General features: G+C 31.4%; 9 protein-coding genes. 7 read left to right on the forward strand and 2 right to left on the reverse strand.

What is annotated here, in order from left to right:
• The first annotated feature begins 595 nt into the window (after window positions 1-595).
• The 5 genes from tgt (at window position 596) to C4S75_RS00890 (ending at window position 11,727) form a co-directional block, all read left to right on the forward strand.
• The gene (gene tgt, locus C4S75_RS00875; protein WP_105296428.1) at window positions 596-1,726 is read left to right on the forward strand and encodes a tRNA guanosine(34) transglycosylase Tgt; all 1,131 of its coding nucleotides are present in this window, start codon (window positions 596-598) and stop codon (window positions 1,724-1,726) included.
• Window positions 1,723-2,823, forward strand: coding sequence for an LptF/LptG family permease (locus tag C4S75_RS00880; RefSeq protein WP_105296600.1), 1,101 nt, complete (start codon window positions 1,723-1,725; stop codon window positions 2,821-2,823). Before tgt ends, C4S75_RS00880 begins: the two co-directional genes overlap by 4 nt.
• Before the next feature lie 25 nt (window positions 2,824-2,848).
• On the forward strand, window positions 2,849-3,046 hold the full coding sequence (locus tag C4S75_RS10000) for a hypothetical protein (protein ID WP_146105538.1): 198 nt from the start codon (window positions 2,849-2,851) through the stop codon (window positions 3,044-3,046).
• A gap of 5 nt (window positions 3,047-3,051) precedes the next feature.
• Window positions 3,052-3,714: a tRNA (adenosine(37)-N6)-threonylcarbamoyltransferase complex dimerization subunit type 1 TsaB gene (gene tsaB, locus C4S75_RS00885; protein ID WP_105296601.1), complete on the forward strand. Its 663-nt coding sequence runs from the start codon at window positions 3,052-3,054 to the stop codon at window positions 3,712-3,714.
• 510 nt (window positions 3,715-4,224) lie between these two features.
• Window positions 4,225-11,727 carry an MBG domain-containing protein gene (locus C4S75_RS00890; RefSeq protein WP_105296429.1) on the forward strand — a complete coding sequence of 2,501 codons (7,503 nt, stop codon included), beginning with the start codon at window positions 4,225-4,227 and terminating at the stop codon, window positions 11,725-11,727.
• 38 nt (window positions 11,728-11,765) lie between these two features.
• Here the strand turns inward: C4S75_RS00890 and lpxB are convergent, their stop codons facing one another.
• Complete coding sequence (gene lpxB, locus C4S75_RS00895; protein ID WP_105296430.1) at window positions 11,766-12,884, reverse strand: lipid-A-disaccharide synthase; 1,119 nt, start codon at window positions 12,882-12,884, stop codon at window positions 11,766-11,768.
• A gap of 199 nt (window positions 12,885-13,083) precedes the next feature.
• Window positions 13,084-13,863 carry an alpha/beta fold hydrolase gene (locus C4S75_RS00900; protein WP_105296431.1) on the reverse strand — a complete coding sequence of 260 codons (780 nt, stop codon included), beginning with the start codon at window positions 13,861-13,863 and terminating at the stop codon, window positions 13,084-13,086.
• Between the two features lie 171 nt (window positions 13,864-14,034).
• On the opposite strand from C4S75_RS00900, the gene cycA reads away from it, so the two are divergent.
• A complete protein-coding gene (gene cycA, locus C4S75_RS00905) occupies window positions 14,035-15,426 on the forward strand; it encodes a D-serine/D-alanine/glycine transporter (RefSeq protein WP_105296432.1) in 1,392 nt (463 codons plus the stop codon).
• A 246-nt stretch (window positions 15,427-15,672) separates the two neighbouring features.
• Window positions 15,673-16,491: a 1,4-dihydroxy-2-naphthoyl-CoA synthase gene (gene menB / locus C4S75_RS00910; protein ID WP_105296433.1), complete on the forward strand. Its 819-nt coding sequence runs from the start codon at window positions 15,673-15,675 to the stop codon at window positions 16,489-16,491.
• Window positions 16,492-16,728 lie beyond the last annotated feature (237 nt).

The raw sequence follows: 16,728 nt of genomic DNA on the forward strand, positions 1-16,728 counted from the left end.
TAAACTGAATCTGATGGATGGATTAATCGAAAGTTAAATTGACCTATAGGGTACTATTCAATTAATTTTGAAAACTATACAAAACAAAAAAATAAATACCCATTTAAAAGTCAATAATATATTTCTATATCTAATAAAATTTGAAATCAATTCACAACATTACATATTTTCCAACCCTTACGGGTACTTGCGATTGATTTATACCATTATGATTTAAATTACCTAAAAGCGTTCACAATATTCTCACATCAAGTTGTTCACTAATTGTTATTATGAAAACTCGGTATATCTAATAAAATTTAAAGCAATTCACAACACTAAGTATACTTCATTGTAATAATTAAAGTTGTGAATTATCACTAAAACATCATATTAAAAAAGCATTATCATCATGACTTCTTTAATCTTTTAAAGATAAAATGATTACAATTTTACAAATATATAAAATTTATCAATCTTTATCCATGAATACTCTAGTTAAATATCGAACGCAAAATTTAAAAATCAAAAATAGTTAAAATTTATAGGTTATCTTAAATGTTAAAAAACATCCTTTTTTAGAATATTTCTTAAATCAGTTTATATATTTGCATTTATGTTTTTTAGTAGCAACGTTAAGGATAAAAATTCTAAAGCAAGAGCAGGTATTTTGCAAACTGATCACGGAAAAATAGAAACCCCTATTTTTATGCCGGTTGGAACGGTTGGATCTGTAAAATCAGTACATCAGAGAGAACTTAAAGAAGATATTAAAGCCCAGATCATTTTAGGAAATACTTATCATCTATATCTAAGACCGGGCACCGATATATTATACAAGGCCGGCGGGTTACATAAATTTATCCATTGGGATCGTCCTATCCTTACAGATAGTGGCGGTTATCAAGTATTTTCTCTTTCTCAAACTCGTAAAATCCAAGAAGAAGGAGTAAAATTTAAATCGCACATTGACGGATCGTATCATTTTTTTACACCTGAAAAATCTATGGAAATCCAACGATATATCGGAGGGGATATCTTTATGGCATTTGATGAATGTACCCCCTATCCTTGCGATTATTCCTATGCTAAAAATTCATTGGAAATTACGCATAAATGGCTTAAACGTTGTGTGAAATGGTGTGATGAAAATCCGGAATTTTATAATTATAAACAACATTTATTCCCTATTGTACAAGGAAGTACCTTCGATGATTTACGCAAATTTTCAGCAGAATTTATTTCCTCTGTCAATGCGGATGGTAATGCTATTGGTGGGTTAAGCGTTGGAGAACCGGAAGAAGAAATGTATCGTATCACCGATTTGGTAACCGATATTTTGCCTCTTGAAAAACCGAGATATTTAATGGGTGTAGGTACTCCATGGAATATTTTGGAATCCATTTCTTTAGGTATTGATATGATGGACTGTGTAATGCCTACTCGAAATGCCCGAAACGGTATGCTATTTACCTGGGATGGCGTTATTAATATTAAAAACAAAAAATGGGCGGATGATTTTTCCGAACTGGACCCTAAAGGTACTGCTTTTGTTGACCATGATTACTCCAAAGCCTATCTAAGGCATTTGTTTTCTGCTAATGAATTTTTAGGAAAACAAATTTCTTCTGTACATAATCTTGCTTTTTATTTAGACTTGGTTAAAACCGCTCGTAAACATATTGTAGAAGGTGATTTTACAAGTTGGAAAAAATCGGTCATTCCGCAGCTAAGAAACAGATTATGATTACTATTTTAGACCGGTATATTATTCGAAACTTTCTGGGAACCTTGTTTTTCATGCTGCTTCTTTTAATTGCTGTTTTTGTGATTATTGATATTCAAAGTCATTATCAGGAATTCAGCGAAAACGGATTTTCCGTATTGGATACCCTAAAATTATATTATCCGTTTTATGTTATTTGGGCAGTAAATGTTTTTGCATCCATACTGGTTTTTATTTCAGTAATTTATTTTACCTCTCGAATGGCAAATAATACGGAAATTGTTGCCATAACCAGCTCAGGGACCAGTTTTTTCAGATTTTCACGCCCCTATTTTATCGTGGGAATCATGATTGCGTTAGGTTCTTTTATGACCAATCATTTTCTTCTTCCTTGGGCAAACATTAAAAAGAATGAGTTTAATGTAAAAATTCTTACCGGAAACAAAAAAGATGCCTATATGGCCAATCAAAATATATCTGCACAAATATCTCCTACAGAATATATTTTCGTTAACAGTTATAATCGTCAAATGAAGAGAGGAACGGGATTTTTATATCAGAAATTTAATGAAAAAAGAATATTGCTGCATGAATTACGTTCTGCTGAAATTTATTGGTCTGAAGAAGACAATACTTATGTCTTAGGCAACTATTACGAAAAGGAAATGTCTTCTAATGGAAATATAGTATCTTTAAAAAACGGAAATACGTTAAAAAAACATTTTAATTTTACTCCTGATGAATTACTGCCTGAAGCCTTTGTAGCAGAAACTATGAATACTCCTGAATTAAGAGAATTTATAAAAAAAGAAAAGATGAGAGGTGCTAATAATGTAAATATCTATCTTAATGAGCTTCATCAAAGAACCAGCTCATCTGTAGCTGTAGTTATTCTTACCTTCCTTGCCTTATCTCTTTCTTCAACCAAAAAAAGAGGCGGTTTAGGAATAAATTTGGCGATTGGTATATCCTGTGCTTTTTTATATATATTTTCTTTCCAAGCCTTACAAGTTTTCTCTTCCAAAGGAATTTTACCTTCTTGGTTTGCAGTATGGCTCCCTAATATTATTTTTGGTATAATTACTTTAGTCTTGTATGTAAAACGCGCATACGCATAAAAAAATAAGTAAAACTACTATTACGATGAAAAAAAAGATTGCAAATTTTATAGCATTTATAATTGGTATTTATTTTATTATCCGTTCGTTTTTCTGGTATAACCGCTCGCAAGGTGATCCCTCACAAAATAATTTTTTTGCGATCGTTTATTTTTGCATTGGAATAGTTGCCATTATCATTCAATTAGTTGTAAATTACCGTAAGAAAAAGAAAAAACAGTAATGGCCATCAACATTCTTCATATAGAAACCTCTTCAAAAAACTGTTCGGTAGCGATTGGAACTGACGGTAAAATAAATTCATATTGTGAAGAAATACCCCAAGATTATAAACATAGCGAAAATCTTCATTTATTTATTCAATGGGTACTTGAAGGTGCAGAATTAGCACTTTCAGATATCCACGCCGTCTCTGTAGGAAAAGGCCCCGGATCTTATACGGGTTTACGTATAGGATTAGCATCAGCCAAAGGGTTTTGTTTTGGAAATGATATCCCACTAATCTCCATAAACTCTTTATATATTTTAGCCGTTCCCTATTTAAATTCCGAGTACGATTATATTATCCCTGTTATTGATGCGAGAAGGATGGAAATTTACACGTCAGTCCTAAATAAAAAAGGTGAATATCTAATTAAGACTCATGCTCATGTTTTAAATGAAAAATCTTTTGAACAAATAAGTTCAAAGAAAGTACTCTTTGTTGGAGATGCTGTTGAAAAAACTGAAAATTTCTTGAAAGAAACTTCATTTCCTTTGGAAAACGCTACCTTTATTAATGCTTATCCTCAAGCAAAAAATATGGTTGATCTCTCCTATAAAAAATTCCAACAAACTATATTTGAAGATGTTGCCTATTTCGATCCTTTGTATTTAAAAGATTGGAAATAGTTTTCTCAAATTACTATTCCAAACTAGATCTTTATACTTTTAAAGTAAAGTTGATTGTAATAACTTATCTAATTACATTTACTCTATACTAATGTAGCCCAATAATTTATAAAATGTGTTTTTAATTTTAAAATTATTTCTACAATAAGATTAAAAATTATTTTTTTATAAAATTGTTTTTATAAAATATAATCTATTATATAATTCTTATATTTTTAGTTTATATCTATTAACAATTATTCATCTAATTATAATTAATTTTATTATATAAAAAGTAATTTTATACAAAAATTAAGATAAACACCTTAATAACAATATAGAAATATTTGTATTTTTGCAAAATTGTGTGTGTGTAATTAGTTTTAGTTTATGTTGTTTAAATAGTTTTTTAATATAATTTTATTGCATTTTTTCATATAATTCTATTTAAATATTATTTATTAATAAGATTACTTCATCCACTTTGATAATTTAATTAATTATTTAATTTTTTTGATCAATAGTTGATTTATGAAACATCTATATTTTGTTCTTATTTTACTGCAAACTATAGGCATTGGGTCCCTTTATTCGCAAGAAAAAAATTCAATACTTACAGAACTTTCTCAAACACTAAAAGAGAGAACCTACCAACACCTAATTATGTATGGACAAAGTTTGTCCACCGGAGCTCAATCGTATCCCGCTCTATCTACCGAAAATATTGAGGGAAACTATATGATAGGAGATCAAGTCTGGATCGAGCAAGGAAATACCAATTTCACAGAATTTAATCCGCTGAAAGCTTCCACTGCCATAATGTACCAAAATTATCCTAAAAACAGAGCTTCCATTACTTTAGCGGAAACTCCTTTAGTTGGCCTGGTAAACCATTTACAATTAAAGCAACCCAAAGCAGGGATTAAATATCTGGCTTCATCCGATGGAGAAAATGGAAAAAGCATTGAAGCTTTATCTAAAAAAGGGTATTTTAAAACTAATTATTATAACAATTATTTTTTAAAATCAGTTGAATCTGCTGCAAATATTGCCCGATCTAATGGTTATAAAATGGTCACTCCGGCTATTTTTTGGCTTCAAGGAGAATACAATTATTTTACTCTTCATGATGATAATACTAGTGGTGCTACTCTTGACAAATACGGTTATAAAAAACTTCTGGTTGAATTAAAAAATGATATGCAGAAAGATATCATGAATGCTTATGGGCAAACTAAAAAACCGGTATTTATTACCTATCAAGTAGGATCGTTACGAAATGATGATAATCTCAATATTGGACTCGCTCAATTAGAATTATCAAATACATATGATGACATTATAAATGCCGGCCCAATTTATCATTTGCCACACAGAGGAATTCATATGGATGCCAACGGATACAGATGGTATGGTGAAATGTTGGCAAAAGTGTATTATAAAACCCAAGTACTAGGCGAAGATTTTAAACCTCTTCAACCTAAACAGATCTATCGTATATCTTCGAATTCAGTGGGGATTATATTTCATGTACCTCAACCACCTCTGGTATTTGATACCAATCTTGTGCAAGCACTTCCCAATTATGGATTTAAAATAAAGAATAACGGGGTGGAACAAAATATATCTGAGGTAAAAATCGATTCGAATAATAATACGATAATTATTTCTTGTACAAATGCTATTACCGGAAATGTAGAGGTCATATACGGACAGCAAAATATATATCTTAATAATAAATTATTGATTAAAGCCGGAAATCTAAGGGATAGTGATAACTATCCTGCTTTTTTTACTTATGTAGATTTGGATGCTAAAAAGTATGGCGAATATATCTATCCAAGAGAAAAATCAGAAACAACCTTAAGACCGGACAATGAACCTAAAGATAAGGACGGGAGTTTTTTACATGGCAAACCTTATCCGTTGTATAATTTTAGTGTAGCTTTCAGTTATACTCTGGATGCTAATAGAACTTCAGTTTTTATGCCCGGTTTCAGATCCAAACAAGACATTTTATATGTTAAAAAAGGTAGTAATGGAGACGGGAGCTCTTGGGAAAATGCTTTGGGAGAATTAGCTGATGCTTTAAAAATTGCTGAAGAGCAAAATATGGGTAATAAGATACAGGTTAACCAAATATGGGTTGCTAAAGGTTCTTATTCTCCATTATATACTGCAGGTGATGGAGGAAATGCTAATGATCGTTCATTTGTACTACCGAAAAATGTAGAAATTTATGGTGGATTTACGGGAACAGAAACATCCGTTAGTCAAAGAGATTGGAAAAATAATAGTACTACGCTCCAAGGGGATAATGTTTACCATGTTGTTATTTCATCAGGAGATGCCGGAAAAACAGTTCTTGACGGTTTCACTATAAAAGGAGGTAATGCAAGCCTAGCTACTAAAGCATGTAATAAATGGCCATTTAATACCCTTTGTCACATTATGCTTAATAATAGTTGGATTTTTACAGGATACGGAGGAGGAGTTTATCTTTCCAATTCATCGCCCAAACTAAAAAATTTGATTATTGAAGAAAACAAAGCAGCGGATGCCGGAGCCGGTTTAATAATTGATGTATCTAGCCCTTTATTAAGCAATGTTACAATAAAAGATAATATATTAAAAGGTAATGAGGTAATTGGTGGTGGCGGCGTTTATAATTATAAATCATCACCTAACCTAGTTAATGTTACCATTAATAATAATAAAATTGAAGCAACTAATAGCACTGTTGGTGGCGGAATATATAATCATGAATCAATACAACCCAAACTAACTAATGTACTAATTGCTGATAATTCAATTACTATTTATTCCAAAAATAAAAATGTAATTGGTAGAGGTGGAGGTATTTTTAATAAAAACTCCGGTTTATTATTAACTAACTCTTTAATTGTTAGAAATAAATCCCACGTAGGTGGAGGTATTTATATGGAAGGAACAGATGGATCTAAATTTACAAATGTTACTGTTTCAGACAATGAAGTTTTGGCTAATAGAGGAAGTGGTTTATATTGTAATTCTGCTGACCCAATAATTTACAATAGTATTATTTGGGGCAACAAACCCAATACAATCTTTAATGATGAAGGTCAAAAACCTATTTTTAATTATAGTTTAGTTCAATATAATTTTTCCACCGATAATTTTAATTTAAGCGGTCAAACAGATCCTTTATTCGAAGACGGATATAAATTAAATCAAAACAGTCCGGTTATAAATAAGGGCAATAATGAGTATATAACTGCAACGAATAAAGACTTAGACAACAACCCTCGAATTGTTAACAAAACCGTAGATATAGGTGCTTATGAATATCAAAATGAAACCTCTTGTAACAGCTTTAATGATATTACAATTAATGACACAGAAGTAACTTATGATGGAACACCTAAAGAAATTGTTTTAAATGATCTTCCAGATCATATAAGTGCAGAAATCAAATATAAAGGTATCGGGAATACTTCTTATAATGAAAGTTCTGACGCTCCTATTGATGCCGGAACTTATTTAGTAATCGTTCAATTAAAAAATAATTCTGAATCAACTGATTGCGAAACAACTCTTACAGCAAATTTGACTATCAATAAAGCTATAACTGAAATTGTTTCGGATGATTTATATACCTACATTTACGATGGAAAAGAAAAGAAAGTATTCGCTTCCCATAATCATACTGATTCTTCAATTACTTATGAACCCCAACAAGAATATGTAAATGCCGGTGGGTATACCATAACAGCAAAATCTGCTGAAACAAAAAATTACCTTGCCGCAAAAAAAGATATTATATTAGTTATAGAAAAAGCAAACTTTACTAATATTTCGTTACCTGAAATAAGTGTTACTTATGATGGTTTAGAAAAATCTGTTGAGATTACCGGAACTGTACCGGCAGAAACCGATATAGTGTATGAATACGAAGGCATTAATGCAACATCCTATCCTAAACAAAAAAATAAACCTGTAAATAGTGGTACTTACCTTGTAACGGCAACAGTAAGTAACCCTAATTATAATACCCTGTTGATACAAGGTAAATTAATAATTAATAAGGCAAATTTTAACGGTATTAAACTTAATGAGAAAGTTACTACTTACAATGGTGATAAACATAATAATGTTATCACTGTTTCAGATAAACTTCCCAACAATACCGAAATAAAATATGAATACGAAGGAGTTAAACATACTTCATATCCTAAAAATACAGAAGAACCGATCAATTCCGGTACATACAAGGTGACAGCCACTATAACAAACAGTAATTATAATACACTGATTCTAAACAACAGCCTTATAATAAACAAAGCTGAAGCAATTATTATAGCTGAAGACGAACAAAGTTTTATTTATGATGGTAATGAGAAAAATATAAGTGCCACTCTTAATCATTCGGAAAGCCAACTTCAATATTTCCCTAACAATACATATATTAATGCAGGAGACTATGAAATAAAAATTGAAGCTCCGGAATCAGATAATTACCAAAAGGCCAGTAAGAAAGTAATATTAAAAATTAAAAGGGCAAAAACTGTAATTACAGCCCAAAGTATACAAATATATACATATGATGGCAAGGAAAAAACTGTTACCGGCTCTATTAATCATAAGGAAACCACCATTGATTTTCATCCCCAAAAAGGATATATTAATGCCGGAGAATATTCAATAACATTAAAAACAAGACAAACCAATAATTATGAAGCAGCATCATTAGATGTAAAATTGATTATTGAAAAAGCACAATCCATAATTTCTGCCGATGATATACAAACATTTTTCTATAATGGTAAACAAAGAAACATTTCTGCAACTTTAAACCATAATGAGGCAGATTTAACCTTTAGCCCTCAAAAAGGCTTTACTGAATCAGGTTCTTATGATATTGTTATAAATGCACCCGCTTCAACAAATTATGAATCCGGTTCAAAGAAAGTTAAACTTATTATTAAAAAAGCGGAGGCTTTAATCACCGGTAACGAAATTCAAACATATACTTTTGATGGGACAGTAAAAAATGTAGTTGCTCAATTAAACCATGACGAAGCCACACTTACCTATTCTCCACAAAAAGGATATACAGATGCTGGCTCCTATAAAATTATCGTTAGTGCTCCTTCTACTTCTAATTATGAAGCTGTTACTAAATCCATAACTTTAAATATTAATAAAGCTGTTTCTTATCCATCAACGATTAAATTAGAAAGTAAAACATTTACTTATGATGGAAATCCACATAGTTTATTGGTTGAAGGTTATCCGGAAGGCACACAAATTAATTATGAAAATAATGATAAAATTAAAAGTGGAACATATACAGTTACCGCCACTTTGATACATAAAAATTACAAAGACGTTCAATTATTCGCTCAATTAATTATTAATAAAGCTCCTTCAATTATATCCGCTGAAGATTTACAAATTTTCACTTATGATGGTAAAGAAAAAGTTGTAACGGCTTCTCTAAATCATAATGAGACATCCTTATCTTATTTTCCACAACAAGGATACAGTCAGGCGGGTAAATATACAATTATCGCTAAAGCTGCCGAGTCTAATAATTATAAACATTCTTCAAAACAAATCGTTTTAAACATTGAAAAAGCTAATGCTGAAATTACGGCCGATGAGGTACAAACATTTACTTATGATGGAAATTTAAAAAAGATATCAGCTACACTTAATCATAATGAAACCGAATTAACCTTTTCACCGGTAAACGGATTTACAAATGCCGGAGAATATACAATTACCATTTCCGCTAAAGCAACTAATAATTATAAATCTGTTACTAAAACTGTAATTTTAAGAATTGAAAAAGCAGAGGCTTCCATTATTGCTGATGATACGCAAATATTTACATATGATGGTTCTGTTAAAAATGTAAAGGCTATTTTAAATCATAAAGAAGCTCATGTAACATATAGTCCTAAACAAGGATATACTGAAGTAGGATCCTATGCTATTACAGCTAATGCTCCTGAAACATCTAATTATAAAAAAGTTTCTAAGGAAATTACACTGAAAATTAATTATCCTAATAAATTCCCGGCTTCTGTGAAGTTAGAAAATAAATCTTTCACATACAACGGAGAACCTCATAGCTTAGTAATTTCCGGAATACCGGAATCTACCCAAGTTTCATATCTAAATAATGAACATATAAAGGCGGGCACATACTTGGTTACAGCGATATTAACTCATCCTAATTATGGTAAAGCAGAGTATACCGCAACCCTAACCATTAATAAGGCTAAGGCAATTATTTTCGCTGATGATGTACAATCATTTATCTATGATGGTTTAGTTAAGAATGTGACAGCTACCCTTAATCATACGGAAACTGATTTAATTTATTCACAAGGTTATATTAATGCCGGGGAATATACTATAACAGTGAGTGCGTCTGAATCTGATAATTATAAAGAAGCTTCTAAAATAATCACTTTAAAAATTGAAAAAGCTACTACATTAATTTCAACCGAAGAGATACAAACTGCCACCTATGATGGAACAGTTAAAAAAGTTAATGCTTACCTAAATCACAACGAAACAGCAATCAATTTTGTCCCTAATGAAGGAGGCTATATCAATGCAGGAACTTATAAAATTACCATTGAAGCTCCAGCCACTCAAAATTATAAGGCAGCATCCAAAACTGTAACATTAAAAATTAATAAGGCTGATGCTGAAATTATGGCTCCAGAATTTCAAACATATGATTATGATGGAACCGTGAAAAAAGTCACTGCCAGACTTAATCATGACGAAGCTGTAATTTCCTATGCACCTCAACAAGGATATACAGATATAGGAATTTATATAATTACGGCCAGTGCTCCTGAAACAACTAATTACAATAAAGTTTCAAAAGATATTAAATTAAAAATTGTCGCAACTAATTCATTCCCGGCTTCTGTCTTATTGGAAAGTAAATCGTTTATATATGATGGCAAACCACATAGTTTATCGGTTACAGGTATACCGGAATCAACTCAAGTTTCTTATGAAAACAATGGTCATACAAATGCTGGTTCTTACTTAGTTAAAGCTAAATTAAATCACCCTAATTATGGTTCTGCGGAATATACGGCTACTCTCACCATCGATAAAGCTCCGTCCATTATTTCCGGTTCTGATACGCAAACATTAACTTATGATGGTTCTGTAAAAAATGTGACAGCTACCCTGAACCATACAGAATCTAAATTAATTTATAGTCCAAAAGAAATTAGAAATGCAGGAGAATATGTTATTACCGTTTTTGCTCCGGGGTCTGATAATTACAAAGAGGCATCCAAACAAATAACTCTAATAATTAAAAAAGCAGTGGCAAACATTTCTGCTGATGAAACTCAAAAATTTACTTATGACGGTTCTGTAAAAAATGTAACAGCTAATTTGAATCATACGGAAACTAATTTAATTTATACACCACAGAGCTTTATTAATGCAGGTATACATAAAGTAACCGTAAGTGCTCCTGAAACTCAAAATTATTTGGAAGTATCTAAACAAATATCTTTAATAATTGAAAAGGCTAAGTCTGTTATTTCTGCTGATGACACACAAACTTTCATTTATGACGGTTCGGTGAAAAATGTTCAAGCCAATTTAAATCATACAGAAACTAATTTAATTTATTCCCCTCAACAAGGATATATTGAAGAAGGTTCTTATGATATTACCATTACCGCTAATGAAAGTTCAAATTATTTAGCTTCATCTAAAAATGTAAAACTAGTTATAAACAAAAATTCACTGGGTGTAGATGATATTACGGTAGAAAATGAAGAAATCAAAATAGCTCCGAATCCGGTTTCAACTATTTTAAAAATAGCTTTCTCAAAACCACTGGTTAAAAAAGAAGTAATAAGCATCTATGATCTAATGGGTAGATTAATTATGGAAACCAACATTGCTCCGGGAGAAAAAATTAAAGAAGTAGATTTTAACGGTTATTATTCCGGTGTTTATATTTTAAAATATAAAAACAAAGTATTCAAAATCGTTAAAGAGTAAAATAGTTTTCAAATAATTACAAAAAAAGGATTCCTAAATTAGGAATCCTTTTTTAATTCTTCAACTATCAGTTTAGCCGTTCGAGAAGAAGCTCCGGAGTCTCCCAACTTATGCCTGAGCTCTAAATAGTTCTTTTTAATTTTTGCTGCATTTTCAGGCTCCAATATTTTAGTTAATTCACTCTTTAAATTATTGTAATTTAAATCATCTTGGATAAGCTCGGTTACTACTTTTCGATCCATGATTAGATTAACTAAAGAAATATACTGTATATGCTTTATTAATCTTTTGGCTATTTCATAAGAAATTCTACTGCCTTTATAACAAACCACTTCAGGCACGTTCAGTAAAGCAGTTTCCAGGGTAGCTGTTCCGGAGGTAACTAAAGCAGCTTGAGATATCCTCAATAAATTATACGTTTGATTGGAAACGATCTTTACATGTGAATTCAAAAATTGTTGATAAAACTCTATTTCAATAGAGGGTGCACCTGCAATGACAAACTCATAAGATAAAAAATCTTTTTCCACCGATAACATTTGAGATAACATTTTTTTAATCTCTTGTTTTCTACTACCCGGTAGTAATGCTATTATGGGCTTATCCGAGAGACCATGCTCTTTTCTGAACTTATTTTGATCTAGTTCAGGTAATGAATTTAAAGCATCTAATAAAGGATGTCCCACAAAATCCACCGGATAATTATATTTAGCATAAAAATCTTTCTCAAAAGGAAGAATTACAAACATTCGATCAATATATTTTTTGATAATCTTTACCCTTCCGGATTTCCATGCCCATAATTGAGGAGATATATAATAAAATGTTTTTATCCCTAATTTTTTCACACTTTTACATATGCGAAGATTGAATCCGGGATAATCAATAAAGATCACACAATCCGGTTTATATGCTATTATATCTTTTTTACACAAGTTAATATTACCCAGTATTGTACCTAAATTGGCCACTACTTCAAGAAAGCCCATAAAAGATAAATCCTTATAATGTTTAACCATTATTCCACCTTGGGCTTGCATTAAATCTCCTCCCCAAAAACGAAATTCTGCGTTTTGATCCTCTTTTTTAATTTCTTTCATGAGGTTAGAACCATGTAAATCTCCTGAGGCCTCTCCTGCAATTATGTAGTATTTCATATTATTTAAAATTTAAGGTAGAAAATGTTCGAACCTTCCTTCTTACTCTTGTAAAGATACGTTCTTCTCCTTTCCAATAATCAATCTGCCTCCAACGTATTTTAAATTTCTCTTATACTAATTTTTAAAATCCTTAGATTAGAATGTACGTGTTAACAATTTCTTCTTATAACTTAAAAGCGGATAAAATCTTTATAAATTAAGATTGAAGAAAAGTGGTTACAGTTTCATAAAAAACCGTAGGATTATCTACTTGAACCCAATGCCCGGCATTAGGGATAACAACTGTTTTTTCATTTGGAAATTGTTGACGTATCGAAAATTCATCTTCCTTCAAAATATAATTAGAATTTTCTCCGGCAATAAATAAAGTAGGACCTTCATATTTTCCAAATGAAATTGTATTATTTATTAACTGATTGTATTTCTCTTTTAAGGTTTTTAAATTAAAACGAAAGTCGAAACGGTTATCTTCCGTTCTGTAAACATTTTTCATTAAAAACATTAGTATTCCGGCATCACTTATATGCTGAGATAACATATTTTCAACATCTTTTTTTTCATTTGCCTTTGAAAAATCAACGCTTTCCAATGCCTTGAAAATTTGCTGATGATGTGGAGGATACGCTTTAGGTGCCATATCAACAACTATTAATTTTTCAACAAGATCAGGGTGTTTAACAGCGCATTCCATTACAGCCTTTCCCCCTAAAGAATGCCCTAATAAAATGGCTTTATCTAATGAATAATGTTTCATGTAATTAACAATATCATCAGACATGGTTGTGTAGCTCATTTCATCTGAATGAAAACTCCTACCGTGATTACGTAAATCGATAAGGTGTACTTCATTTGTTTCAGAAAATTTTTTTCCTAAAGTCCCCCAATTGTCCAACATTCCAAATAAACCGTGAAAAATCAATAAGGGCATTTTTCCGGGATTTTCAAATATTTTTGAATTTAAGACGCGATTTTCCATTGAATTATCTTTTTTACAAAAATATGGATATTCTTAATATACTTAATTTCTAAATAGAAGTACAAATACATTGTAATTTATATGTGAAACTTCATAAAAAAATGTAATTTTATACTATATTTTATTAATAAAACAATCAATTATTACATAACTAAGAAAAAAATTGAATACATGAATAATTCCAACAATCAGTTAAAAAGGAGTTTAACTAACAGGCACATACAGCTCATTGCAATTGGAGGAGCTATCGGAACGGGATTATTTATGGGATCGGGAAAAACCATAAACTTGGCAGGTCCATCAATTTTATTGGTGTACATCATTATAGGTTTTATTTTGTTTTTTGTCATGAGAGCCATGGGCGAATTGCTCCTTTCCAATCTTAACTATAAATCTTTTGTCGATTTTACTACCGATCTATTAGGCCCTATGGCGGGTTTTTTTATGGGTTGGACTTATTGGTTTTGCTGGATAGTTACCGGAAGTGCTGATTTAATCGCTATTTCCGGATATGTAGAATATCTTTTTCCGAATATGGTTGCACCCTGGATTCCAGCCTTAGCTTGTATAATATTATTCTTATGCTTAAATCTGTTAACGGTTAAGCTTTTTGGAGAAACAGAATTTTGGTTTGCCATAATTAAAATTATTGCCATAATTTCCCTTATTGCAATCGGTATACTATTCATAATTAATCATTTCAAATCTCCATCTGGAGTAACAACCTCGCTTTCCAATATATGGAATGATGGCGGATTTTTCCCTACCGGTTTTACCGGATTTGTTGCGGGATTTCAAATCGCCGCTTTTGCATTTGTTGGAGTAGAATTGGTAGGAACGACTGCTGCTGAGACTAAAGATCCGGAAAAAACTCTTCCCAGAGCTATTAATGCCATCCCTGTTCGAGTTATTCTATTTTATGTACTTTCGTTAGCCGTAATCATGTCGGTAATGCCTTGGAGAACTATAGACCCCGACAAAAGTCCTTTTGTTGTTTTATTTTCTTTTGCCGGAATAACTGCTGCATTCAGTATTACTTATTTTGTAGTACTTACTTCCGCTGCTTCTTCTGCTAACAGCGGGATATTTTCAACCAGTAGAATGTTATATGGTCTTTCGTTAAGTAAAAAAGCACCTGTTTATTTCCGAAAACTTTCCAAAGCTTCTGTTCCTTCCTATGGGTTAACGTTCTCCTGCATCTGTTTGCTCCCTGCCGTACTGATTCTTTGTTATGGAAACGAAAATATAATGTATGCCTTTACATTGGTAACTACAGTTGCTACTGTACTTTTTATTTTTATTTGGTCTATGATCCTCATATCCTATATTTCATTTCGAAAGAGAAAACCCGAACTTCACAGAAAATCAAATTATAAAGTTCCCGGAGGTCTTTTATCCATTTATTTATCCTTATTGTTTTTCTTATTTCTCATTGTGGCTTTTTGGTTTAAAGAAGACACAAGACAGGCTCTCATTTTTACTCCTTTATGGTTTATATTATTGGGAATTTGCTACTCAATAATTCCAAAGCAAATAAAAAACCAGTGGAAAGCACATTTTTAGAATTTTATACCTTTCAGTAAGTAAAAAAGATTTTCTAAAATCAATCAGTTCAAACAATAATTGATCTTTACTAATCATTTAAGATTTTAAATTGTTTGTAGAGTTAAATTAAAAAGCGTTGTCCGTTATCCTCAAAATTGCCATAGTTTGGTGGTAAAACACAAGCAGCCTTAGTACTCATACTTTTATAATAGGTATTAAATACCTAAATTTGAAAAATATCAACGAAAATAAATCTAATACAATATGGCTAGAAATTGGGAAACCATAAAAGAATACTCTGATATTTTATTTGAATACTGGAACGGAATTGCAAAAATAACTATTAACCGACCGGAAGTTTATAATGCTTTCCGACCGGAAACCAATTTTCAAATGATTGAAGCAATGGAATATTGTCGAGAGCATCCCGAAATTGATGTAATTATTCTAACCGGAGCTGGAGATAAAGCTTTTTGCAGCGGAGGTGATCAAAATGTGAAAGGTGTTGGCGGCTACGTAGGAGAAGATGGAGTACCTAGATTAAATGTATTGGAATTACATAAAAAAATAAGGGAAATTCCTAAGCCGGTAATTGCTATGGTAAACGGATATGCTATCGGAGGAGGACATGTGCTTCATGTCGTTTGTGATTTAACAATAGCTTCCGAAAATGCTAAATTTGGACAAACCGGTCCGAAAGTTGGAAGCTTTGACGGTGGTTTTGGTTCATCGTACCTTGCCAGAAGTATTGGTCAAAAAAAGACAAGAGAAATATGGTTCCTATGTCAACAATATACCGCGGAAGAAGCTAGAGAAATGGGAATGGTAAATAAAGTTGTTCCTTTGGAACAACTTGAAGACGCCACCATAGAATGGTGTGAAATCATGCAACAACGAAGCCCAATGGCATTACGCATGATAAAACGTTGTTTAAATGCTGAGCTTGACGGTCAGCATGGTCTAATGCAATTAGCAGGAGATGCTACCCTTATGTATTATTTAATGGATGAAGCCCAAGAAGGTAAAAAAGCTTTCTTGGAAAAACGTAAACCCGATTTTAAAAAATTTCCTAAATTTCCTTAATAATTTTAAAAAAGTTCCTTGATTAAGGAACTTTTTTTATTTGAATATGAAAATTCTTCGTTTTATATCGTTCATTCAACACAATGTCATTTTAAAACTACAAGAATAATTTTTACTATTCGAAACCTTATTTTAAATGATGAAATAATTTCATTGATCTTCAAGTCTGTTAGTTCAATATGCTCTTATCTTTCATTTTATAATTGGTAAAGATATATACAAAAAAATACAGAGCTT

It is taken from the genome of Apibacter sp. wkB309 (assembly GCF_002964915.1).
Classification (GTDB): Bacteria; Bacteroidota; Bacteroidia; order Flavobacteriales; family Weeksellaceae; genus Apibacter.